Below are 15,425 nucleotides of genomic sequence, written 5' to 3' on the forward strand. Positions count from 1 at the left end.
TTCGAGGATCAACTGGCGACGTTCTGCAGCGAACACGAAACTGACAGTAACTGACCGGCGGATGGTTTTCAGCAGTATGCACCGAATTGCAGAAGATGCACACAGACGGGGTCTCCAAGTGGTAAGGGAGACCCCGTCGTTGCTCTGTTTGCCGGGGGTTGTCCGAGTCGGCGAACCGTTCCCGCAGGCGGGAGCCTGGCCCGGGCGGGGCGTTACGCCTCGCCCGCGGACTTCCGGGTGTGCAACTGCCGTGCCACTTCCGCGATCGAACCCGACAGGGAGGGGTACACGGTGAAAGCGTTTGCGATCTGTTCGACCGTCAGGTTGTTGTCGACCGCGATCGAGATCGGATGGATCAGTTCGCTCGCCTTCGGGGCGACGACACAGCCGCCGACCACGATGCCGGTGCCCGGACGGGCGAAGATCTTGACGAAGCCGTCCCGGATGCCCTGCATCTTCGCGCGCGGGTTGCGCAGCAGCGGCAGCTTGACGACCCTGGCGTCGATCTTGCCCGCGTCCACGTCCGCCTGCGTGTAGCCGACGGTGGCGATCTCGGGGTCGGTGAAGACGTTCGACGAGACCGTCTTCAGGTTGAGCGGGGCCACCGCGTCGCCGAGGAAGTGGTACATCGCGATACGGCCCTGCATGGCGGCGACCGAGGCGAGCGCGAAGACACCGGTGACGTCACCGGCCGCATACACGCCGGGGGCCGTCGTACGGGAGACCTTGTCGGTCCAGATGTGACCGGAGTCCTTCAGCCGGACGCCCGCCTCCTCCAGACCCATGCCGGCCGAGTTCGGGATCGCGCCGACCGCCATCAGGCAGTGGGTGCCGGAGATGACCCGGCCGTCCGCGAGGGTCACCTCGACGCGGTCGCCGACCCGCTTGGCGGACTCGGCGCGGGAGCGGGCCATCACGTTCATGCCGCGGCGGCGGAAGACGTCCTCCAGGACGGCCGCCGCGTCGGGGTCCTCGCCCGGCAGCACCCGGTCGCGGGAGGAGACCAGGGTGACCCGCGAGCCGAGGGCCTGGTAGGCGCCGGCGAACTCGGCGCCGGTGACACCGGAACCGACCACGATGAGCTCCTCCGGGAGCTCCTTGAGGTCGTAGACCTGCGTCCAGTTCAGGATGCGCTCGCCGTCGGGCTTGGCGTCCGGCACCTCGCGCGGGTGGCCGCCGGTCGCCACGAGCACGGCGTCCGCGGTCAGCGTCTCCTCCGTGCCGTCGGCGGCGGTGACGATCACCTGGCGGGAGCCGTCCATCGCCTGCCGGCCGGAGAGCCGGCCGCGGCCGCGCAGCACCCGGGCGCCGGCCCGGGTGACGGAGGCGGTGATGTCGTGCGACTGGGCGAGCGCGAGGCGCTTCACCCGTCGGTTGACCTTGCCGAGGTCCACGCCCACGACGCGGGCGGCCTGCTCCACGTGCGGGGTGTCGTCCGCGACGATGATGCCCAGCTCCTCGTAGGAGGAGTCGAAGGTGGTCATCACCTCGGCGGTGGCGATCAGGGTCTTGGAGGGGACGCAGTCGGTCAGGACGGACGCGCCGCCGAGGCCGTCGCAGTCGACGACGGTCACCTCCGCGCCGAGTTGGGCGCCCACCAGGGCCGCCTCGTATCCGCCGGGTCCGCCGCCGATGATCACGATCCGGGTCACTGGGATCTACGCCTCGCGCTCTCGTTCTGCTGCCGGGGGGTCCCCCGCTGGGATGCAGTGCGTACGCCATTGTCCCGCACGCTTCAAGTGCGTACCCCATTCTCCCGCACGCCCGGCGCGGCCTCACGCCGGGGCCCGCCGAAGGCGGCGGCGGGCCCAGCCGGGCCGCCCGCCGCCGCCCTCCCGGCCCCCGCGGGGGCACCCCGGTTCCGCCACCCCGGAGTTCACCGGACACCCCACCCCCTCCCGTACCCTCGGTCCCATGTCGCTCTACGCCGCTTTCGCCGGCAACCTCGACGCGCGGCTGATGAGCCGCCGCGCACCGCACTCCCCGCTGCGCGGCACCGGCTGGCTGAACGGCTGGCGGCTCACCTTCGGCGGCGAGCAGATGGGGTGGGAGGGGGCGCTGGCCACCATCGTGGAGGCCCCCCGTTCCCAGGTCTTCGTGGCGCTGTACGACGTGGCGCCGATGGACGAGGACTCCCTGGACCGCTGGGAGGGCGTCGGCCTGGACATCTACCGCCGCATGCGGGTGCGGGTGCACACCCTGGACGGCGAGGAGCCGGCCTGGGTGTACGTCCTCAACGCCTACGAGGGCGGGCTCCCCTCGGCGCGGTACCTGGGCGAGGTCGCCGACGCGGCCGAGTCGGCGGGCGCGCCGCACGACTACGTGATGGAGTTGCGCAAGCGCCCCTGCTGACGGTCCGCGCCGGGGGGTGTACGAACAGCCGACGGGCGGGACGGGGGTGCGGATGCGGCTTTCGTCGGAAACGACAAGACAACGATCGCATGTCCGTCGGCATCGTCATCTACGCGCGTAGGCAAACTCCGGCTACGCTTCTGCGCGTATCAAATCCGTCCGGGGCCAGCCTCGGACCCCCCTCCCCGAGGCGAGAGAGTCAGTGAACGCAACTGCCACCCCGTACGAGGCCGCCGAGGCCGCTGCCGCACGTCTTCGCGAGCTGACCGGAGTCGAGAACCACGACGTCGCCCTGGTCATGGGCTCGGGCTGGGCGCCCGCCGTCGACGCGCTCGGCGCCCCTGAGGCCGAGTTCCCGGTCACCGACCTCCCCGGCTTCCCGCCGCCCGCCGTCGAGGGCCACGGCGGCAAGATCCGCTCGTACAAGATCGGCGAGAAGCGCGCCCTGGTCTTCCTCGGCCGCACCCACTTCTACGAGGGCCGCGGCGTCGCCTCCGTCGCCCACGGCGTCCGCACCGCCGTCGCCGCCGGCTGCGAGACGATCATCCTGACCAACGGCTGCGGCGGCCTGCGCGAGGGCATGCGCCCCGGCCAGCCGGTCCTCATCAGCGACCACCTCAACCTGACGGCGGCCTCCCCGATCGTCGGCGCGAACTTCGTGGACCTCACCGACCTGTACTCGCCGCGGCTGCGCGCGCTGTGCAAGGAGGTCGACGAGACCCTCGAAGAGGGCGTCTACGTGCAGTTCCCCGGGCCGCACTACGAGACCCCGGCCGAGATCAACATGGTCCGCGTGCTGGGCGGCGACCTCGTCGGCATGTCCACCGTCCTGGAGGCCATCGCCGCCCGCGAGGCGGGCGCCGAGGTCCTGGGCATCTCCCTGGTCACCAACCTGGCGGCGGGGCTCTCGGGCGAGCCGCTGAACCACGAGGAGGTCCTCCAGTCGGGCCGCGACTCGGCGGCGCGGATGGGCGAGCTGCTGACGCGGGTCCTCGACCGGATCTGAGTCCTTTCCGCGCCCCTCGCGCCGTTCGGCCCCCGGGGCCGAGCGGGCTTCGGGGCGCTGTGGCGGCCTCCGACCGCCGGGGTGGTCCCGACCGCCCGTCGGCCGGGGCCGCCGCGCGGGGCTTCTTCCCCACCCCACCCCGCCCCCACCCCCGCCGACTCCTCGAAAGGCACACCGTGACGCAGGACGACCTCCTCACCCGGGCCCAGGCATGGCTCGCCGAGGACCCCGACAGCGAGACCCGCGAGGAACTCGCGAAGCTCATCGAGGGCGGCGCGGGCGACGAGCTCGCCGCCCGATTCGCCGGCACGCTGCAGTTCGGCACCGCCGGGCTCCGCGGTGAGCTGGGCGCCGGGCCCATGCGGATGAACCGCTCGGTCGTCATCCGGGCCGCCGCCGGTCTCGCCGCGTACCTCAAGGCCAAGGAGCCCTCCCTGGGGGAAGGAGGGGCCGGGCTCGTCGTCATCGGCTACGACGCCCGCTACAAGTCCGCCGACTTCGCCCGCGACACCGCCGCCGTGATGACCGGTGCCGGGCTCCGCGCCGCGCTCCTCCCCCGCCCGCTGCCGACGCCGGTCCTCGCGTACGCCATAAGGCACCTGGGCGCCGTCGCCGGTGTCGAGGTGACCGCGAGCCACAACCCGCCGCGCGACAACGGCTACAAGGTCTACCTGGGCGACGGCTCCCAGATCGTGCCGCCCGCCGACGCGGAGATCGCCGCCGAGATCGACGCGATCCGCTCGCTGCACGACGTGCCCCGCCCGGACGCGGGCTGGGAGACCCTCGGCGACGAGGTCCTGAACGCCTACCTGGAGCGCACGGACGCCGTCCTGAGCCCCGGCTCCCCCCGTACCGCCCGGACCGTCTACACGGCCATGCACGGCGTCGGCAAGGACGTCCTGACGGCCGCGTTCGCCCGCGCCGGCTTCCCGCCGCCGGCGCTCGTCGCCGCGCAGGCCGAGCCGGACCCGGCCTTCCCGACGGTCGCCTTCCCCAACCCGGAGGAGCCGGGTGCCATGGACCTCGCCTTCGAGGCGGCCCGGGCCGTGGACCCCGACCTGGTCATCGCCAACGACCCGGACGCCGACCGCTGCGCCGTGGCCGTGCCCGACGCGACGGTCGAGGGCGGCTGGCGGATGCTCCGCGGCGACGAGGTGGGCGCGCTGCTCGCCGCGCACCTGGTGCACAAGGGCGCCACGGGCGTCTTCGCCGAGTCGATCGTGTCGTCCTCGCTGCTCGGCCGGATCGCCGAGGCCGCGGGTGTCGGCTACGAGGAGACGCTGACCGGCTTCAAGTGGATCGCCCGCGTCGACGGCCTGCGGTACGGCTACGAGGAGGCGCTCGGCTACTGCGTCGACCCCGAGGGCGTCCGCGACAAGGACGGCATCACGGCGGCGCTGCTCGTCACCGAGCTGGCCTCGGTGCTCAAGGAGCGGGGCCGGACGCTGACGGACCTGCTCGACGACCTGGCGGTGGCCCACGGGCTGCACGCCACGGACCAGCTGTCGGTGCGCGTCGAGGACCTGGGGATCATCGCGGCCGCGATGGCCGCGCTGCGCGAGCGGCCGCCGGTCTCGCTCGCCGGTCTGACGGTCGTCTCGGCGGAGGACCTCACGAAGGGGACGGAGTCACTGCCCCCGACGGACGGGCTGCGCTACCACCTGGAGGGCGCCTACAAGGCCCGGGTGATCGTCCGCCCGAGCGGCACGGAGCCCAAGCTCAAGTGCTACCTGGAGGTCGTGGTGCCGGTCGCCGCGGCGGTGGACCTCGCCCCGGCCCGCGCGACCGCCGCCGAGGTGCTGGTCGCGATCAAGCGGGACCTGTCCGCGGCCGCGGGGCTCTGACCCCGGGAACGCGTGAAGGGCCGGTACGGAGTCGCTCCGTACCGGCCCTTCGGCCGTCCGGGTGAACCCGGTACGGCAGCCGGCGCGGGGTGGCCGTCCGCACGCCGGAGGCGCGCGCCGGTCAGCCGAAGCGGCCGTTGACGTAGTCGGCGGTGCGCGGGTCGCTCGGGGAGCCGAACACCCGCTCCGTGGGCCCGTGCTCGACGATCACGCCGGGGGTGCCCTGCTCGGCGAGGAAGAAGGCGCAGGAGTCGGAGACCCGGGCCGCCTGCTGCATGTTGTGGGTGACGATGACGACGGTGACCTCCGACTTCAGCTCGGCGATGGTCTCCTCGACGCGCCGGGTGGAGGTCGGGTCGAGCGCCGAGCAGGGCTCGTCCATGAGCAGGACGCGGGGGCGGACCGCGAGCGAGCGGGCGATGCAGAGGCGCTGCTGCTGGCCGCCGGAGAGCGCCCCGCCGGGCTGCCGCAGCCGGTCCCTGACCTCGTTCCATAGCCCGGCCTTGGTCAGGCACTCCTCGACCAGGTCGTCCTTGGCGTCCTTGGCGGCCCGGATGCCGCCGAGCCTCAGACCGGCGAGGACGTTCTCGTACAGGGACATCGCGGGGAAGGGGTTGGGCTTCTGGAAGACCATGCCGATCTCGCGGCGGGCGTGGGTGATGCGGCGGCCCCGGTCGTAGATGTCGGCCCCGTCGAGGAGGACCCGGCCGGCGAGCGAGGCGGTGCCGGTGAGTTCGTGCATCCGGTTGAGGATGCGCAGGAACGTCGACTTGCCGCAGCCGGACGGGCCGATGAGCGCGGTGACCTCGCGGGCGGGCATGGCGAGCGAGACCCGGTCGAGGACCTTGCGGTCGCCGAACCAGGCGGAGACGGCCTCGGCCTCCAGGGCGGCGGCCCGGGAGGGGCCCTTCGGGTCGCCGCCCGGCACGGGCGGCAGGGTGACGGTGTCGGCGAGATCGGTCACGGTGTGAACTCCGCAGCTTTCAGAGGAGGTTGGGGAGAAGTCGGGCCAGCTCGCCGGAGACGAGGACACCGAGGGCGACAAGGACGGGGACGGCGGTGACCCAGGTCTGGCGGTTGCCCCAGCGGCGGCGGGCGAGAACGGTCAGGAGGGCCGCGAGCAGCAGCGCCTGGGCGCCGAGGAAGATCGCGGGCCAGGCGTCCGGGTCGCCCGCGAGGGGCTTCTCCGCGGCCGTGATCCAGCCGGGGCGCAGCGGCCGCGGCGGGCTGGGCCGCGCGGCGCCGACGAGTTCGGCGTCGACGCGGACGACGTCCTCGGGGGTGTACGCGCCGCCGCTCGCGGTCATCAGGGTGAGCCGTCCCTCGCCCCGGCCGAGGGGGGCGGGGTTGGGGTCGCCGGGGTGGCGGACGCCCGTCACCTCGTACACGGCCTCGCCCTGGCCGGTCGTCACCTCGACGCGCGCGCCGTTCGGCAGACGGTCCACGTCGTTGAACGGGCTGCCGTAGCCCCACTTGCGGCCCATGATCACGCTGGCCCCCGCCTGGCCGGGCAGGGCGGTGTCGCGCCGGTGGCCGGGGCCGGACATGAGGACCTCGGAGGTGGTGCCCTCGGCGACGACCTCGCTCAGTCCGAGCGCGGGGATGCGGAGCAGGGCGAGGGGAGCGCCGGGTTCGAGGGGCTTGCCGTCGTAGGTGAGCTGGCCCACCGGCGCGGTGCCGAGGGCGAGTTGCTCGCGCAGCTCGTCGTAGGCGGTGGACTGTTCGCGGGCGTGCTGGAGGTGCCCGACGACGGTGAGGTTGGCGGCGAAGCCGATGAGGAGCGCGGCGAGGACGCACAGCGCCGCCCCGGCCAGGGCGAGCCCGGCGCGGGGGGCGGTGGGTGGCGGTGCGGTGGTCACGGGCGGGCGCCGCCCTTGCGGCGGCGGGTCTGGATCACGGCCGCCGCGCCGAGGAGGCAGAGGGCGAGCGAGCCGAGGGCGGCGGAGGCCGCGGTGGAGCCGGTGGCGGCGAGGCTGCCGCCGCCACTCTGGGGGGTGGTGCCGCCGGTGGAGCCGCCGGTGGAGCCGCCGCCGCTCGTGCCGCCGCCGGAGACGCCGCCGCCGGAGTCGCCGCCCGAGACGCCGGTGCCGCCGGAGCCGCCCGCGGTGCCGGCGTCGCCGGTGCCGGTCGGCGACGGGGAGTCGCCGGGGCCGGTGGTGTCGCTCGGCGTCTCGCTGGGGGTGTCCGTCGGCTCGGGGGTCCCGGTGCCGGTGGGGTCGTCCGTCGGCGTGGCGGTGCCGGTCGGGGTGCCGGTCGGGGTGGGCGTGGTGTCCGTGGGCGTCGGGCTGGGGCCGGTCGTGGCCTCGTTGACGTACAGCGTGAAGACCGTGAAGGAGACGGTGAAGGCCTCGGGGTCGGCCGGGGCGTAGGCGGCGAGGACCGGGAGCCCGTCGGGGGCGGCGGTGAGCGCGGTGAGGGTGGTCTCGGCCTTGCCGTCGGCGACGTCGACGGTGGCGATGTCGACGAGCTCCTCGTCGACGAACTTCTGGAAGGTCACGGTGCCGGTGGCGTTCCGCGGCTGCACGGTGGCGGTGAGCCTGGCCTGGCCGCCGACGGTGGGCAGCTCGGGGTCGGAGACGACCTCGACGACGGTGGCCTGCTGGGCGACGGGGGCCCAGGCGCCGGCGGTGACCTCGATCATCGCGGAGAAGTAGGCGTCGGTCTCGGCCCCGCGGTCGGTACGGCAGAAGAGGCGGAGCTCGTAGCGGCCGTCGAGCGCGTCGGCGGTACGGAAGGTCAGCAGGGCGTCCTTGAGGGTGGTGTGGCCCTGGGTGGTGAGGGCCCGGGTGAACGCGCCGCCGCTCAGCGGGCCTTCGGCGACGAGGTCGGCGAGCGGGGCGAAGGCGTCACGGCTCTCGGGGTTGACGACGACGAGCCGTCCGCCGACGTACGGCTTGTCGGCGGCGGCCGGGGCGGGGCAGCCGCCGGTGGTGGTGACGCCGGTGGCGAGCGGGGCGGCTTCGAGGCCGCCGGTTCCGCCCCGCAGGGTCAGACCGCCCTGCACGGTGGCGGCCTTGGCGGGAGCGGCCAGCGCGAGGACGGCGGCGAGGGCGCCGCAGAGCAGGGCGAGCGCGGTCAGCAGCGCCACGGGCGAGCGGAGTGGTGCGGGGCGGTTCATGCGGGGTCCCCCAGGAGTCGGACGGAGGTCGTCGGGTGGGTGGGCGTCGGTGTGGGCGGGCGGGTGGGTGGCGGCTCGGGTCGAGGCCGGTTCAGGTGGCCGGGGGTCGGTGCGCGTGGGCGGGCGCCGGTTCCGGTCGGCGGCGGTTCCGGTGGCCGGGCGGCGGTGCGAGTGCCCGGGCGCCCGTTCCGGTCGGCGGCGGTACGGGTGGCCGGGCGTGGGTACGAGTGCCCGGGCGCCCGTTCCGGTCGGCGGCGGTACGGGTGGCCGGGCGTGGGTACGCCGTGGGGCCGGGCACCTGGGGGGTGCCCGGCCTGCGCGCGGTCGGGAAGAGGTGGTGATCAGCCGCTCAGGAGGCGGTGGTGATCAGCGCTCGCCCTTGAGGGTGGTGGTGCCGCAGCCGGCGCCGAGGGTGCCGAAGCCGTAGTTGGAGATCGTCGCGCCGGCGGCGCAGACCTTGGACGTCGAGCCGACGAACGTCGAGGCGATGGTGGCGTTGGTCAGCTTCGCGGTCGGGACGACGTTGTAGACGTCACGGACGAAGGGGAAGGAGAGGTTGAGCGTCTTGTCGGCGTTGCGCGGGGCGACGCCGCCGATGGAGCCGAGGACGGCCGCGCCACGGCGGTCCGTGACGACGAGCTTCTCCTGGGCCGTGTACTGGGCGACGGAGTAGGGCGCGATGTCGCCGGCGCTGTCGAGGACGGTGCCGTCGTTCTCCTGGACGCCCTGCTGGACGCAGGCGCCCGGGGTGGTGACGCCGATGGAGGCGAGGAAGAACTGACGCGTGCCGGAGCTGGCCTGCGGCAGGATCGGGGTGAGGGCCACGCCGTTGAGGGACGTGGTCGTGCACTCGTAGACGCCCTTCAGCTGGGCGGCCGTCAGGTTGGTCGGCAGGGCGCTGTCGGAGCGCTTCACCCAGGACACCGCGTCCTTGGCGAAGGGGATCCAGGTCAGGTCCGTGGTGGTGGTGTCGGCCGGGGTCCGCGAGGAGCGTGCGAAGTCGAGGCAGCCGGTGTTGTTGTCCACGGCGTTGCGCAGGGCGTCGATACCGGCGGAGGAGCCGTTGGGCCGGTTGATCACACAGCCGGTCGCCTTGGTCTTGACGGTGGCGGTGCCGGTGGCGTCCCAGGACGCGATGATCTTCTGGCCGATGGAGTTGGTGACGACGTTGCCGAGGCCGTTGAGAACGTCCTGGGTCGTGTCGGAGCCGACACCGGCCAGCGTGCGGTACTGGGTGACCGGGTTGGGGTCGGCCTGCGCGGCGGGGGCGAGGGCGACACCGAGGCCGAGGGCGGCCACACCGAGGGCGGCACCGATACGAGCGCGGGACTTGACGTTCACTTCTGATCTCCTCCGTGGAAACGGATGTCATGGAATGGACGCACAAGCAGAATCCGGATTCTTCTTCGATCGTCCGGTCCGTCGACCGGCCGGGGACAACAATTCCGTACAGGCGACCTTTGCGGCCACCACGTTCAGCCGCTCTTCAGGTTACGAATTCCTGTCCTAGGTGAATCCGAGGGAATCCGGCGGCGGCCGGCCGCCGCCAGGACGGCGGGTCCGGCGAGACCGGCGAGACCGCCGGCGACGAGGACCGCGAGGAGGACCCAGCGGACCACCCCGAGGACCTGGGAGGGGGTGCTGCCGGTGTCGGCCAGCTTCTCCCCCGGGGCGCCGCCGGAGCCGTTCCCGCCGCCACCGGAGGCCGGCGGGGGCGCGGCGGACGACGGCGACCCGGAGGCCGCGCCCGCGTCCGTGCCGCCGCCCGCGGAGCCGCCGCCGGAGCCGGAGCCCGACCCCTGGCCGGTGCCTCCGGAGGCGTCGGATCCGGCGCCCGTGGAGCCGGTCGCGCCGCCCGCCGCCTGACCGCCGCCGGAGTCCGGGCCGCCGTTCGCGCCGGTGGTGCCGCCGGTGGTCGTGCCCGGCCCGCCGGGCGCGCCGCGCTCCAGGCGTCCGGCGGCCGCCTCCGCCAGGGCCTTGAGCCTCGCGGGCAGCGGGGCGTAGCCGAGGGGCAGTTCGCCGGGCGCGGTGCCCTGTTTCTGGCCCGGTCCGGCCGCGTACCGCAGAACGCGCGCGTAGTCCTTGCGGGCGTCCGCCGGGAGGGCGGTGGAGGCGGCGGCGTAGGTGACCACCGTCAGGGGGTAGGCGCCGTTCCTGGCCCGCGACGGGTCGGGGGCCAGGACGCCGGGGACGGCGGAGTCCCGGAACTGTCCGACGGCCTTGAGCAGGGCCGGGGTGGTGGGCCTGACGTAGACGCCGTCGGCGTTCGGCAGGGCGGCGATCTGGAGCTGGTAGCGGGCCGCGGAGGCGGCGTCGGTGATGCCGTAGGCGCGGCGGCGGCCGGGGGCGACGTCGGTGCCGACGAGCTTGAGGCCGTTGGTCATCGAGTCGAGCGCGACCTGGTCCTTGGCGTTGTTGGTGCCCCGCCGGACCCAGCGGGCGGCGTCGTGCATGTCGTTGGCGTAGGGCGAGCGGTCGGCGAGGCCGTACCTGATGGTCTTCCCGTCGAGGGTGAGTTCCGTCTCCGTGGGGTCGGCCTTCATGAATTCGTCGGCGCCGGAGGAGGCGAGTCCGAGATCCTTGAAATGGGGGTTGATCTTCATTCCCCAGGGGTCCGGCTTTCCTTCCAGGAAAGCGCGGGCGTCCCGGTCGGAGCGCAGGTACTCCCATATGATCCGGGTGCTGTCGGAACGGTCGGCGGCGAGCAGGATTCCACCGGGGTAGTTCATCACCGCCTGCGGGAAGCGCTTGAATTCCGGATTCAGGTCCAGGAATTCGGGGTCGCGGACGACGGATTCCGCGTTGCCCTTCAGATGGTCCGGGACGGGCGCGGTGTTGCTGAGCGTGCGGACGTCGTAGGGGTACGAGGCGGTGAGCAGCTTCGCCAGGATCCGCGGGTTCAGCCGGAGGTCCCGGACGAGTCCCATCGCGTCGCCCTCCCAGAAGAGGCCGACGGTCAGCGCGTTGACGGCGACGGGCGCGTGCACGAACCCGGCCTTCTCGCCGCCCTCCACCGGTGCGACGGTGAAGGCGAGGCCGGGCGAGGTGGAGGTCGGGTTGAGCAGGTTGCCGCGGGCCAGGTCCTCACCGCGCTGGGTGAAGGTGAAGCGGGTGGTGCCGTCGGCGCAGAGCGCGGACTGCCAGGAGGTGAGGGCGTCGGTGACCAGCTCCGAGCCGGTCATGCGGCGCTCCTCCTTGTCGGTGGGGCAGGGTTCGCGGACCGGCAGGAAGTCGAGCGGGAAGACGATCCGCCGGTCCCAGTTGGTGGTGGTGAGGGCGGAGGTGACCGGGCGCTGGGTGCTGCCGGTGCCCCCGTCGGGGTCGTGGGAGCCGCGCGGCACCACGACGAGCCAGCAGCTCCGGCCGCGCGCGTCGGTCCCGGCGCCGGCCGGGTCGCCGCAGCCGAGGTGGGGGGCCTCCCGGGTGGTCTGGAGGTTGAACGCGGCCTCGCCCGTGCCGTCGGGCTGGGTGGTGGCGAAGAACTCCTCGTTGGTGTCGCCGGGCGCGAAGTAGGTCCAGTCGGTCAGCTTGGTCGTGGCCGGTCCCGAGACCGGGGTGAAGGGGACGAACGGATCGGTCTTCTGCCCCGGGTACTCGGGGTCGGGGATCTGCTCGCCGTACCGCTTCTCCAGCGGGTCGGAGCCGACGGGGATCAGCCGGCTCCCGATGAACGATCCGAACTCGGAGCCGCTGAGCCCGGCGCCGAACTGGCACTGCTCCCGCTTCGGTCCGGCCGGGTCGTCGCCCCAGCACTGCATGATCTGGAGGTAGTCGGTGTTCCGGCCCTGGGTCGGCCTGCCGCCCTTCCAGGTCACCCTGAGGCCCTGGGCCCGCAGGTTTTTGGTCTGGTGGACGGTGACCTCGAGAGCCGAGAAGTCGTCGTGGGGTCCCTTGGTGCCGCGCTTGGTCACCGCCGAGTTCTCGGCGGGGTCCGTCGCGGCCACCGCGGGGGTGTCCCGCGGCAGCGGAACGAGGGCGAGCAGGACGGCGGCGAGGAGGGCCCCGAGGCCGGCCCGTCGGGTGGACAGCGGCCTCATCGTCCGCCTCCCTGGCGTTCGGCGCGGGCCGCGAGGGCGCGCCCGACGAGCGGTGGGCCGACGACGGTGGCGAGGAGCAGGACGGCGGAGAGCGCCATGAGGAGGCCGCGGAGGCTTCCGCCGGTGTCGGCGGCGAGGGTGACGGGGGTGCCGACGATGCCGGCGCCGCCGTCCTGGCCGCCCTGGCCCGAGCCGTTGCCGCCGCCCGCGTCCCCGGTGAGCACCTCGCCGGTGTCGGGGTCGACGGCCCCGCCGCCGGTGGCGGCTCCGGTGGCGGCCGCGCCGCCGGAGGCCGTGCCGCCGGTGGTCCCGTTCGTGGCGCCTCCGCCGGTGGAGCCGCCGTCGGTGCCGGAGCCGGTGGCGCCGCCCGTACCGCCGCCACCGGAACCGCCGGTGTTCCCGGCACCGTTGGCGCCGCCGGAGGTGGAACCGGATCCGTTCGCGCCGCCGTCGCTGCCGGTGGAGCCGCCCGAGGAGGGGCCCCCGTTGTTCACCGGGGTGGTCGTGCCGCGCGCGCCACCGGTGCCGTCGGCGCACTGGGTCGCGCCCCGCTTGTCGCAGTCCTTCGGCATCGGGGCGTTCTTGGCGAGGGTGTTGGTGCCGTCCGCCGAGAAGGTGGGGTTGCGGCAGTCGGACAGGTCGACGGCGCCGGTGGGCGCGCCGGGGATCCGCCTGACCTGCTCGAAGCCCGCCTGGACGAGGTTCTTCGGCAGCGGCGAGTAGCCGAGCTCCTCGGCCTGCTGCTGGCCCTCGCAGAGGAAGTAGCGGGCGAAGGTGCCGAGCGAGCGGCCCTTCTCGGTGGTGTGCGGGGCGGTCGCGGTGGTGGGGACGACCATGTAGCTGTAGCTGGAGAGCGGGTAGCCGCGCCGGTCGGTGGAGCGGTAGACCCCGTCGAGGATCTGGGTGAGGTAGTCGGTCGAGTTCCTGTCGTCGTTGATGCGGGCCCGGAGCAGGGCGACGGCGACGCCGGCGGCGGTCGGTTCGACGTAGTACCCGGCGGAGTTGAGGATCTTGGCGACCGGGAAGTGGGCGTTGACCGCGTACGAGTACTCGACGTAGGTGATGGCGCCCTCGCCCTGCGGCTGGCGGACGTGCGCGGAGACGCCGAGCGAGCCGGACTTGGCGACGCTGGTGGTGCCGGGCACGATCGGGAAGTACGAGGTCATGCCGCAGGGCGTCTGGCGGCCGGCGCGCCGGCAGTAGTCGTTCCAGACGGAGCCGTGCTCCTTGGCGAGCCAGGTGGTGAACTGGGCGGTCGTTCCGGAGCCGTCGGAGCGCACGACGGGGACGATGCGGCGCGCGGGGAGGGTCAGGCCCGGGTTGTCGGCCTTGATCTCGGGCGCGTTCCACATGGTCAGCTGCCCGGTGAAGATCTTCGCGAGGACGGGTCCGGAGAGGCGCAGGTTGGTGACCTGGCGGCCGCTGATCCGCAGGTTGTACATGAAGGCGGTGCCGCCCGCGACGATCGGCATGTACGCGTAGCCGCGGCGCGGGGGTACGTCGGTGGCGTTGCCGTCCTTGAGGCCGTACGGGATCTCGGAGACGGCGAAGTCGACGGTGCCGTTCTTGAACTGCTCGCGGCCCTGGGAGGAGCCGTTGGCGTTGAAGTTGACGGTGAGGCCGACGTTGGCGCCGATGTTGCGCCGCCACTGCTCGACGGCGTTGGAGCTCCAGGTCGAGCCGGAGCCGGTGATCTTGGTGTAGCCGGCGGCCTGCGCGGCGGGCGGCGTGACGAGGAGGGCGAGCAGCGCGCACAGGGCGGCGGCGAGGCCCAGCAGGGTGCGGGTGACGGACACGGGTCTCACGACGTGCTCCTAGGAGGTACGGATCGGTCCGGAGCCGCCGCCGACCGGGCGGGGTCCCGCCGGACGGCGCTCTGGCGGGCGGCGTCACGCTGGGACGCCAGGACGCGGCGGCGCTCCTGGCGCTTCGTCAGCTGTCCGGGGCCGCGCCCGCCCGCGATCCGGGCGAGGACGAAGAGGAGCAGGACGAGCAGCATGAGGACGGCGGCGGTGCCGAAGCCGCGGGCGATCATGTTCGGTTCGGGCGACTTGACGAGCTCGAAGGTGGCGAGCGGCAGGGAGACCTGGGCGCCGGAGGTCGGCAGGGCGTTCAGTTCGGCGGTGAACCCGGCGGTCAGCAGGACGGGCGAGGTCTCCCCCACCCCGCGCGCGGTGCCGAGGATCACGGCCGTGGTCAGCCCCGAGCGGGCGGTCGGCAGGACGACGTGCCAGACCGTGCGCCAGCGCGAGGACCCCATGGCGTACGAGGCCTCCCGCAGCGTCCCGGGGACGAGCCGGATGACGACGTCGGCGGCGCGGATGATGATCGGCAGCATCATCACGGAGAGGGCGAGCGAGGCGGCGAGCCCGGAACGCTCGGTGCCCAGGGCCAGGATGACGGTCGCGTAGATGAAGAGTCCCGCGACGATCGAGGGCAGCGCGGTCATCGCCTCGACGACGGTCCGGACGAGGCGGGCGAAGGGTCCCGGCACCTCGTTGAGGAAGACGGCGCAGACGATGCCGGTGGGCACGGTGAGCGCGAGCGCGATGCCGACCTGTTCGAGGGTGCCGACGACGGCGTGCAGGATGCCGCCGACGTCGAGCGGTTCGAGGGGGCCCGCGAGGCTCATGTCCTCGGTGAAGAAGTTGAGGTGGACCAGGGCCTCTCGGCCCTCCCAGAGCGTGAAGGCGACGACGAAGACGAGGACGGCGAGGAGCAGCAGCCCGAGGGTGCGCACGACGACCCCGGCGATCCGGTCCCGCACGGCGGGCCCGTCCTCGTCGAAGGAGACGAGCAGCGCGTAGAGCCCGAGGAAGAGGAGGTAGGCGACGATCACGAAGCCGACGGCGCCGCTGAAGGGCAGCAGGCGGGCGAAGAGCAGCCAGGTGAGGGCGAGCGAGGCGACGGCGGCGCCGAGCACGGCGTACACGTCGGAGGCGCGCAGGGTGCCGGTGGTGCGGCGGCGTTCCGGTCCGGGCGGCGGGGCCTGCTCGGCGGGCGGCCGCGTCCTCGGCCGCTCCGGTGCGATGGTCATCGGGTTCGGGTCCCCCTTGAGGAGCGTGGTC

The 15,425-nt window shown here is 73.6% G+C and carries 11 protein-coding genes; 3 read left to right on the forward strand and 8 right to left on the reverse strand.

The genetic code is table 11. The annotated features are described in order from the left end of the window. Window positions 1-212: 212 nt before the first annotated feature. Complete coding sequence (locus ACRRSS_RS31130) at window positions 213-1,652, reverse strand: NAD(P)H-quinone dehydrogenase (protein ID WP_435974373.1); 1,440 nt, start codon at window positions 1,650-1,652, stop codon at window positions 213-215. A 262-nt stretch (window positions 1,653-1,914) separates the two neighbouring features. On the opposite strand from ACRRSS_RS31130, the gene ACRRSS_RS31135 reads away from it, so the two are divergent. The 3 genes from ACRRSS_RS31135 to ACRRSS_RS31145 all read left to right on the forward strand — a co-directional run bounded on the left by ACRRSS_RS31135 (window position 1,915) and on the right by ACRRSS_RS31145 (window position 5,202). Beyond that, window positions 1,915-2,352, forward strand: a complete 438-nt coding sequence (locus ACRRSS_RS31135; protein ID WP_435974374.1) for a gamma-glutamylcyclotransferase — start codon at window positions 1,915-1,917, stop codon at window positions 2,350-2,352. A gap of 202 nt (window positions 2,353-2,554) precedes the next feature. Beyond that, window positions 2,555-3,358, forward strand: coding sequence for a purine-nucleoside phosphorylase (locus tag ACRRSS_RS31140; protein ID WP_435974375.1), 804 nt, complete (start codon window positions 2,555-2,557; stop codon window positions 3,356-3,358). A 176-nt stretch (window positions 3,359-3,534) separates the two neighbouring features. Then, window positions 3,535-5,202: a phospho-sugar mutase gene (locus tag ACRRSS_RS31145; protein WP_435974376.1), complete on the forward strand. Its 1,668-nt coding sequence runs from the start codon at window positions 3,535-3,537 to the stop codon at window positions 5,200-5,202. Window positions 5,203-5,323: 121 nt separating this feature from the next. Here the strand turns inward: ACRRSS_RS31145 and ACRRSS_RS31150 are convergent, their stop codons facing one another. From ACRRSS_RS31150 to pstA, 7 genes are all read right to left on the reverse strand, one after another. Next, entirely contained in the window at window positions 5,324-6,130 is an 807-nt protein-coding gene (locus ACRRSS_RS31150; RefSeq protein ID WP_435975466.1) for a phosphate ABC transporter ATP-binding protein, read from the reverse strand. Between the two features lie 55 nt (window positions 6,131-6,185). Then, window positions 6,186-7,061 (reverse strand): sortase, encoded by an 876-nt coding sequence (locus ACRRSS_RS31155; RefSeq protein WP_435974377.1) that lies wholly within the window; start codon window positions 7,059-7,061, stop codon window positions 6,186-6,188. Beyond that, window positions 7,058-8,320: a hypothetical protein gene (locus ACRRSS_RS31160; protein ID WP_435974378.1), complete on the reverse strand. Its 1,263-nt coding sequence runs from the start codon at window positions 8,318-8,320 to the stop codon at window positions 7,058-7,060. The genes ACRRSS_RS31155 and ACRRSS_RS31160 overlap by 4 nt, the downstream gene beginning before the upstream one ends. A gap of 366 nt (window positions 8,321-8,686) precedes the next feature. Beyond that, on the reverse strand, window positions 8,687-9,661 hold the full coding sequence (locus ACRRSS_RS31165) for a hypothetical protein (protein ID WP_435974379.1): 975 nt from the start codon (window positions 9,659-9,661) through the stop codon (window positions 8,687-8,689). A 134-nt stretch (window positions 9,662-9,795) separates the two neighbouring features. Further along, complete coding sequence (locus tag ACRRSS_RS31170; protein WP_435974380.1) at window positions 9,796-12,357, reverse strand: hypothetical protein; 2,562 nt, start codon at window positions 12,355-12,357, stop codon at window positions 9,796-9,798. Continuing rightward, the gene (gene pstS / locus ACRRSS_RS31175) at window positions 12,354-14,162 is read right to left on the reverse strand and encodes a phosphate ABC transporter substrate-binding protein PstS (protein ID WP_435974381.1); all 1,809 of its coding nucleotides are present in this window, start codon (window positions 14,160-14,162) and stop codon (window positions 12,354-12,356) included. The genes ACRRSS_RS31170 and pstS overlap by 4 nt, the downstream gene beginning before the upstream one ends. Beyond that, window positions 14,159-15,394, reverse strand: a complete 1,236-nt coding sequence (gene pstA, locus ACRRSS_RS31180) for a phosphate ABC transporter permease PstA (RefSeq protein ID WP_435974382.1) — start codon at window positions 15,392-15,394, stop codon at window positions 14,159-14,161. Before pstA ends, pstS begins: the two co-directional genes overlap by 4 nt. Window positions 15,395-15,425: the final 31 nt, after the last annotated feature.

Source organism: Streptomyces sp. Qhu_M48 (assembly GCF_051305195.1).
GTDB lineage: Bacteria > Actinomycetota > Actinomycetes > Streptomycetales > Streptomycetaceae > Streptomyces.

What these genes read in the sequence shown, in the direction of transcription:
- ACRRSS_RS31135 (WP_435974374.1), top strand. Translation starts at nt 1,915, where the DNA reads ATGTCGCTCTACGCCGCTTTCGCCGGCAACCTCGACGCGCGGCTGATG.
- pstA (WP_435974382.1), bottom strand. Translation starts at nt 15,394, where the DNA reads ATGACCATCGCACCGGAGCGGCCGAGGACGCGGCCGCCCGCCGAGCAG.
- ACRRSS_RS31160 (WP_435974378.1), bottom strand. Translation starts at nt 8,320, where the DNA reads ATGAACCGCCCCGCACCACTCCGCTCGCCCGTGGCGCTGCTGACCGCG.
- ACRRSS_RS31170 (WP_435974380.1), bottom strand. Translation starts at nt 12,357, where the DNA reads ATGAGGCCGCTGTCCACCCGACGGGCCGGCCTCGGGGCCCTCCTCGCC.